Raw genomic sequence first — 8,106 nt, 5'->3', positions numbered from 1 at the left:
ACGGGTAGGTCACGCAGGCCGCGCAAAGGACGGGGTAGGTCACGCAGGGGCGCGAAGCATGGGAGGGGTCAAAAGGAGACAAGTCAGCCCAGAAACTTCCAATCCACATCAAAATCGCGCTCCAGCGGGTCCCCTGTCAGGAGAGCGCGCAGGGTCGGGATCGGCATGCAGTTTTCGTGCATAACGGCGTCGTGGAACTCGCGGTCGGTCATGCGACCGCCGTGGACCAGTTCCCGGTGCAGGGAATGCATCTGCATGCCGCCGATGAGATAGGCAAGCTGGTAGAGGGGATCATATCCGCCCTCGAAGGAGCGGCGCACTTCGGCTTCGGCGTTGTCGCGTTCGTGGCCGACTTCGGAGACGAGCATTTCGACGCATTCCTCGGCCGTCATTTCCCCCAGGTGAAACCCCAGAGAGAAGGTCACGCGGGCGCAGCGATGCTGACGCCAGAAGAGCATGCCGATCTTTTCCTGCGGAGTGCGGGCGAACCCGCGCTCCCAGAGCAGCATTTCCCAGTGCAGCGTCCAGCCTTCCACCCAGAATGGGGTGTAGAAGATTCGCCGGTATGGGCGATACCGCTCCTGACAGAAGCACTGAAGATGGTGTCCGGGGATCAGTTCATGATGGACAGTCGCGCGGGCGAAATAGCGATTGTTGCCGCGCAGGCTCATTTCTTTTTGCGAGTGCTCCATAGCGTTTGTCGGAAAAGAGATGGCGATGGTCTCGCCGCCGGTGAAGAACGGGTTGATCTTCTGACGCTCAGCCGACATCATCTCCATTTGCCAGCATTCGCGCGCGAGGTCGGGGACGGTAACGAGGTTCTCCGCCTCGACATAAGCAATGGCCTCATTGGCCAGTTCGCGCACCAGCGCAGGCTGCTCGCCGGGCGCGACATGATCTTGTTTCACAAGCTCCAGCGCGGCGCGCCAGTCATCGCCGCATCCCATGGCGCGCGCCGCAAGACGCAATTCCGTCCGGCACGAGAGCATATCCTCGCGCGCCGCCGCGATCAACTCCTCGGGAGTGTAGGCGACTTGTGCGTAGCGGAGCTCATCACAGAGCGCCGCGCGCCCAACCAGGGCTCCCAGGATTTCGCCGACGGCGGGACGTAAAGACACAGCGTACTGTTCTAATGCAAAGTCCAGCGCCTGGAAAGGCTTTTCCACCCACCATGTGAAGAGCGGATCGTAACCGCTGTAAAACGCAAACCACTCCTTCAGCATCCCGCGAAGCGTGAGGGCCGCCTCGGCCGCGTCGGCGATACTTGTGGGGGAAAGAGAATCCCGGTCCGCGCCCAGCCGCAGCGTGGCGGCGCGCAGCTCGGTCAATGCGTGATCCAATTGCTTGGCGGCGCTCTGAGCGTCGACATCTTCTCGCCGGCGGCGGCGTGTCTCCAAATCCGTCAAACGCTCGGCGAACGGCAGCAGGATTTTCGCGGCGGCAAATCGGCGGCGTTCCTGGGACAGGCGGCGGCCCTCAGCATCCAGCAAGCCAGACAGCAAACGCCAGTCGCAGCGATCATCCCGGCTCAATTCATCGTAGGTCAGCGCTTCCAATGCTCCGCGCCACTCTTGCAGAAACGATTCACGGCGCGTCCAGAACACTTCGGAGTAAGGAACGGCCAGCTGACGCTCCAGACAATTTCGGTCACTGCGAAAACGGGAGATCAATTCGGGCATGCGATCTTTGGCCGAGATCCGGCTCGCGCGGGCGATGGTGAGTAGTGCAGTCATGCGATTGCCTCGCGCGTCCATTGGTTATCGACAAGACGCCAGACGCCGCGCGGATTGTCGTTTTGAAGCTCCGGCGGCAGGAGTTCATTAGGAGCGTTCTGCCAGCACACAGGACGCAGAAACCTCAAGATAGCCGCTGCGCCCACGGAGGTCGAACGGCTGTCGGTCGTCGCCGGATACGGGCCGCCGTGCTGCATCGCCGGGGCGACCTCCACCCCGGTGGGAAACCCGTTGAAGACCAATCGGCCGACCTTGGTTTCAAGGATCGCCGCAAGATCCCGTAATGCGGAAGGATCGGAAGCGCCGGCGTGAATGGTAGCCGTCAATTGCCCTTCCAGGCTCCGGGCAACCGCGAGCATTTCGTCTGATGTGCGGCAGGCGACCACCAACGTCAGCGGACCAAAGATTTCCTCAGAGAGTATGGGCGTCCCTAAGAACGTCTCTGCGTCGGTGCTGTACACCGACGGCGCCGCCAGCGCATGCGCGGAATCGGCCTGCTCGGTCTGCCGAGTTTCGAGATGCACCCCGCGCAGATTTTTCAAACGCTCGCGGCCCTGATGATAGGCGCTGCAGATGCCCATGGTGAGCATCGGCGACGACGCCTGGGACACAGTTCGCGCGACAGTCAGAATAAACTCATCGAACTCTGCACTTTGGAGACCTACGACGAGGCCTGGATTGGTGCAGAACTGCCCCACCCCGGCCGTGACGGACTGCGCGAGGCCAGCCGCCAGCGCCGCCCCGCGCTCTTCCAGAGCACTCGGAAGCACGAAGATGGGATTGATGCTGCCCATCTCGGCGTAAACAGGGATCGGTTTCGGACGGCCCGCCGCGATGTCGAACAACGCGCGGCCCGCGCCAAGCGAGCCCGTAAACGCCACGGCTTCCAAGTCGGGATGGCGCACAAGCCGTGCGCCGACATCCGCCCGCCCATGCGTCATGGAGAAAACGCCGGGCGATATTCCCAACGCCTGGGCGGCCCGAACGATCGCGCCCGCGGCCATCTCGGAGGTCCCGGGATGCGCGGGATGCGCTTTTACGACGACCGGACAGCCGGCCGCGAGGGCCGACGCCGTATCTCCGCCGGCGACGGAGAAGGCGAAGGGAAAGTTGCTCGCGCCGAAGACCGCAACCGGCCCCAGTGGGATGAGCATCCGGCGCATCTCGGGACGCGAAAGTGGAGTGCGGTCCGGCAGCGCGCGGTCGATACGAGCGTCCACATACGAGCCTTCGCGCACCAGATCCGCGAACATCCGCAGCTGACCGACCGTGCGCCCACGCTCACCGGTCAATCGATCCTTCGGCAGCGCGCTTTCCTGATGCGCGATCTCCAAAAGATCGTCGCCAAGCGCCACGATCTCGTCGGCGATCCGGCAGAGAAAATCGGCGCGCACGCCGGCTGGAAGCGTCCGGTAAGCTCCTGCCGCCTCGGCCGCAAGCTCCACGGCGCGGTCGATCTCATTTGGCGTCGCCTCATGGTAGGCCGTGTCCAAACTTTTGCCCTCAAGGGTGCTGTATCCAGAAAATTTGATATTTCCCAGCGCCGAAGAGGTCCCGCCAATCAAATTGCCGCCATGCAGAGTCGTCATAAATTTCGTCCTTAGATCGCCAATGAACTCAATCGTTGCGCCTACGGCGCAAGCCCGGCGAATAAATTCGCGGCTAAAAGTACGGCCGTCGACCTTCGTCGACTAAGGAGCCTAAGGCACATTCATAAGCGCCTGTAGCATAAAATCTGAACCCACGAAGGTGGGTGACCGTACTTGTAGGCGCGAATTCATTCGCTGGCCTGGTTTACAGGCTCAATTAATCGCCAGCTCCCGAACCACTTCGCCAAGAGTCATGGGAAATTGCTGGATCAGTCCGCGCGCGTCGATAATCGCTTCGACATCATAAAGCTCCAGCGGCGCGTCCGCCGTCAGCACTTCGACGCCTCGCTCGGTAACGGCGACGGTATCCTCAACTCGGATATAGAGTTTTTCTTCGGGAATCCACATCTGCGGATCGAGCGCAAAGACTAGGCCCGGCTCCAGGGGGCGGTCGAAGTACTTGCCCACATCATGGACGGCCATTCCCACCGGATGCGAGAGATGGCCTTCGAAAGTCAGGGTGCGCCGCGCGGCCTGTTCGTAAATCGGCTTGGAGAAAGACATGTTGTCGATCACGATCGCCATGTCGGCCGCAGCCTCAGCAAGGATTTGACGCGGGAGAACCCCGGGCCGAATGTATTTGAGAAGCGCCTTGTGATACTCGACGATATAACCATAAAGCTCACGCTGCACCGGGTTGTATCGGCCGTTCACCGGCCACATCCGGCCAATGTCACTGGTGTAGTTTTGGATATCGGGCGCGTAATCCATCAGCACCAATTCTCCGTCTTCCAGGCGGCTATGGTTCTGGTAGTAGTGTGCGTGCCAGATATTGCCCGCCGTCGCGATGATCGCGCGGTACCCTTCGCTGCGCACGTCGTTGATCCGGTAGACGTAATCGGCGACCGCGCCCAGTTGATACTCGTAGACGCCAGGGCGCGTCGCGCGCATCGCTTCGATCACGGCGCGCGCGCAGATCGCGCCGGCGTCGCGCATAGCGTCCAGCTCGCGGGGGCTTTTGATCAGACGCAGGTCGTTTAAGATCGGCGAGAGGTCTTTGATGGCCGCATTGGGACAGCGCTCCGCGAGAAGCTCAATCACGTTCTGATCCCGCGTAGGGCGCCCGTTCCAAGGATCGGCGGCAAGCGCCTTTACGGCGACGCGCAGCGTGTCCTGGCAAGCAAGGCGTCCCTCGGAAGGACTGTGCGGCGCGTAGATGTTCGCAGTGAAGACGAGATGGTCCGTCAGACAGTCCAGAGAATAGACATCATCGACGCCCGAAATTCCCTTGAGAAGATCGACGTCCTCGGCCCCCAGCCCGCCGCCCTCGCTCGCGGCGTGTGGATTGCGCGGGGGCAAGTAAAGCGTGGCGCGCCGCTTCGCGCCATCCATGATCAAATAGCTTTGCGGGACTTCGATCCCGGTCAGATAGTAAAAGTCGTTTGTCTGCCGGAACAGCTCAAATCCCGCGACCGGCCCGGCGCCGTGCAGCAGCGCCATCGCATCGGCGCCAATACGATCGAAGATCCGATCTCGGCGCGCGGCGAACTCGGCTGCATTCCAATAATTTCTTTTCATGCTTGCTCTCCCGCCAACCCTTGAAAATCTTAACGCCCGCCACGAATTTCGGCAATCCCGGGGCGGCGTTCTCCGACGAACACGGCGATCGGAGCGCCGCCAGTCGTCACCACGAGCCAGGAATGGCCGGCGTAAGTGTGCAGGACACGACTGGCTCCGGGCAGGATCTCTCCGTACGACGTTCGCTTGCCGCCGCCTTGCAGCCAGAACAGCTCGACCGTCTTGCCGGTATCGTTGCGAAATTCGACTGACGTGTCCGGCCCGCCGTCCGTCTGCGCCATCGACTCATCGCTCACCGGCCGTGGATGCAGCGTCACCGACGTGGGCGCCTTCTTGGGCGCATTGCGGTCCGGCGGCTCCACGCCGAGCAGGTGGCGTACAAAGTAATCCACGCGCCGGCGCTCTCCGTAAGAGCCGCCGCCGGTGTGGTCCATCCCCGTAAGCACGAGCAAGTCGAAGTCTTTGTCCTCGCGCATCAAGGCGTCGGTGAGACGCAGCGTCGACTCAGGCGGCACATTGGAATCCAGCTCGCCCACCAGCAGCAGCAGCTTACCGCGCAGCTTGCCCGCGTTCTCGATGTTTGAGCTTTCCTTGTACCACGGGCCAACCGGGTACCCCATCCACTGTTCGTTCCACCAGCGCTTGTCGATCCGATTGTCGTGACAGCCGCAGCTGGAGACACCGACTTTGTAAAACTCTGGATGGAAAAGCAGCGCACCTGTGGAGTTCTGGCCGCCGGCGGATGTGCCATAGATTCCCACACGCTCGGTGTCGCAATAGGGATACTTCGCCGCCACTGCCTTGATCCAGGTGATCCTGTCTGGAAACCCCGCATCCTTGATGTTGCGCCAGCAGACATCGTGAAACGCTTTGGAGCGATTACGCGTCCCCATGCCGTCGCTCATCACGACAATAAACCCCTGATTGGCGAGCGACTGCATCCCGTTGCGCGCGCTGAAACTCTTCTGGACGAACGAGTCTTGCGGCCCTGCATAGATATTTTCCACGATGGGATACTTCTTCGCCGGGTCGAACTGGAAAGGGCGCACGATGATTCCCCAGATATCGGTCTGACCGTCGCGGCCTTTGGCGACAAACGGCTCCGGCATCCGCCACCCGGCCGCGATCAGCTCCGAAGCGTCCGCCTGTTCCAAGGCGACGACTGGCGAACCGTCGGCCACGCGGCGCAGCGTGTGCGCCGGCGGCAGGTCTACCCGGGAGTAACTGTCGATCAAATAATTACGGTCGGGGGAGTACTGGACTTCGTGGGTTCCGTTTCCCTCAGTCAGCGCGACTAAATTCGATCCGTCAAAATCGACGCGATAGTGATGGATCAGATACGGATCTTCTCCGTGATTTTTCCCGCTCGCCGCGAACCAGATCTGGCGGGCGTCGTCATCCACGCGATCCACGGACCGTACGACCCAGTCGCCGCGCGTGATCGGGTTCTTCAATACGCCGGCGTACGTATCGTAAAGATAAAGATGACGCCAGCCGTCTATTTCGGAAACATAAATCACATCGGAAGCATTTTTGGGATAGTAGGTGTATCCGTTGGTCGTGTTAATAAACGTCTTTGAGCGCTCATCGACGATTGTTTTGGCGGCGCCTGTATGCGTGTCGATCTCGAAGATCCGAAAGCGCTGATGGCCGCGATCGGCGCGCTCGAAATAGAATTTGTCGCCGCCTTCGCGCCACCGAACATCGGTCCCATCCCAGAAATCGATCGTATCGATTTGGGCCTTGGTCGCCGTTCCCGCCTCCGGGCCGAAGATCCACATGTCGAATTTGGAAAGCTCGTCGCCCGGCTGTTCGTACTCATGATGGTGCAGTTCGCCGCGCATGTCTCCGTTCTTGGGCGACGACTCGACCATATAAACGGGCTTCACCGGCACGTGAGCCACGGTGAAAGCGACGATGGTCCGGGAATCCGGCGACCAGTGCAGCATCTCGCTGATGGGATGCTCGGCCGTTCCCTGCGCGCCGAGGGCCTTCTCGGCGCCGCTCTTCGCATCGCGCAGCCAGAGATTATTGTCTTTGACGAACGCGATCCATCGCCCATCAGGAGAAGCGTTCTCGGGCGCCCCCCCATCACCGCCATCATGACGCGCATCGTTTTTCGTCGGGCCAAGTAGCAGTTCCGTTCGGGTCGATAGGGACGTGACGTAACTCGTCAAATCGCACTGCCAAATCGCTTGATCCAAGGCGAAGAGGACGGATTTGCCGTCGTCCGTAAATGCAATATCGCGAAACGGAAGCCGCCTAGCTTCATATGCCTTGCCCGTCACTTTGGATAAACTGGCGGCGAGCTTGTTGTGATCAAAGGCCGCTTTGCGAGTTGCGTTTGTCGCATCCACGAGCACGAACTCTTGGCGCGCTTTCGCAAGATCGTTGCGGTACCAGAAGCGCGTATTGTTGGCAAACCAATGGGGCGCGATTTGGGTCTTGTAGACCGGCAGGCGGACGATCTCTTCGTAAGGCTCCTGCCGTGTCAGCAGCGCGGCGTACTCCGCCGGGGTCGGACGATAAGCCGCCGGCGAGCCGATCGTGCGTGTCGCGGCGTCGGCGCTCACAGTGTTCATGGTAAACCCAGCCGATCCGGCCATCAATCCGGCGCCGCCTACGGCGGCCCGCGTCAAAAATCCCCGTCGTGTGATTCGCTTTTGCATAAGTTAATGAAACCGATCTGGACTGAGAGCGCTAATGTCGATCTTCGGCGCATTTTCGGAAAGGATGTCAGCCAGGATCTCTCCCGTGGCGGGTCCTAAACTGATCCCCATCATGGCGTGTCCCGTCGCGGCGACAAGATTTCGGTATCGGGCAAAACGGCCGACGTACGGCATGCCATCGGGAGAGCAAGGGCGCAGACCGCTCCAAACGGGAAGGCTTTGGAAATCGCTCGCAGCAAATTTCGGGAAATACCGTGGCACGGATTCCAAGATCCCATCGACGCGCGGCTGGCTGATCGATAGGTCGAGACCTGTCACCTCCATCGTTCCTCCGATCCGCAATCCCGAGAGCATCGGCGTGACCGCCACACGCGCCTCCATCAAAATCGAGCACACACGCGGCGTCTGCGGCGGCTCCGGCAGCGTGACGCTGTAGCCCTTTCCCGCCTGCATCGGCAGCTGTATTCCCAGCGTGCGCACCGTCTGCGGCGACCAGGCGCCGCCCGCCAGTACATATTCATCGGCAATAATCGCCCC

General features: G+C 61.0%; 5 protein-coding genes. All 5 read right to left on the bottom strand.

Translation table 11 applies throughout. From position 1 onward, the window contains the following. Nucleotides 1-83: 83 nt before the first annotated feature. Nucleotides 84-1,733, bottom strand: a complete 1,650-nt coding sequence (locus ABIZ35_RS24025; protein ID WP_348222463.1) for a DUF885 family protein — start codon at nt 1,731-1,733, stop codon at nt 84-86. Then, nucleotides 1,730-3,322 carry an aldehyde dehydrogenase (NADP(+)) gene (locus ABIZ35_RS24020; RefSeq protein WP_348222462.1) on the bottom strand — a complete coding sequence of 531 codons (1,593 nt, stop codon included), beginning with the start codon at nt 3,320-3,322 and terminating at the stop codon, nt 1,730-1,732. The genes ABIZ35_RS24025 and ABIZ35_RS24020 overlap by 4 nt, the downstream gene beginning before the upstream one ends. A gap of 213 nt (nt 3,323-3,535) precedes the next feature. Continuing rightward, complete coding sequence (locus tag ABIZ35_RS24015; RefSeq protein WP_348222461.1) at nt 3,536-4,900, bottom strand: Xaa-Pro peptidase family protein; 1,365 nt, start codon at nt 4,898-4,900, stop codon at nt 3,536-3,538. 29 nt (nt 4,901-4,929) lie between these two features. Further along, nucleotides 4,930-7,569 (bottom strand): DPP IV N-terminal domain-containing protein, encoded by a 2,640-nt coding sequence (locus tag ABIZ35_RS24010; RefSeq protein ID WP_348222460.1) that lies wholly within the window; start codon nt 7,567-7,569, stop codon nt 4,930-4,932. A gap of 3 nt (nt 7,570-7,572) precedes the next feature. Beyond that, the coding region (locus ABIZ35_RS24005; RefSeq protein WP_348222459.1) for an FAD-dependent oxidoreductase at nt 7,573-8,106 on the bottom strand (534 nt) is incomplete at its 5' end.

The organism is Capsulimonas sp. (genome assembly GCF_039929585.1).
Classification (GTDB): Bacteria; Armatimonadota; Armatimonadia; order Armatimonadales; family Capsulimonadaceae; genus Capsulimonas.
Note: the sequence above shows the minus strand (reverse complement) of the source record. Positions and strands in the feature narration are given on the sequence as shown.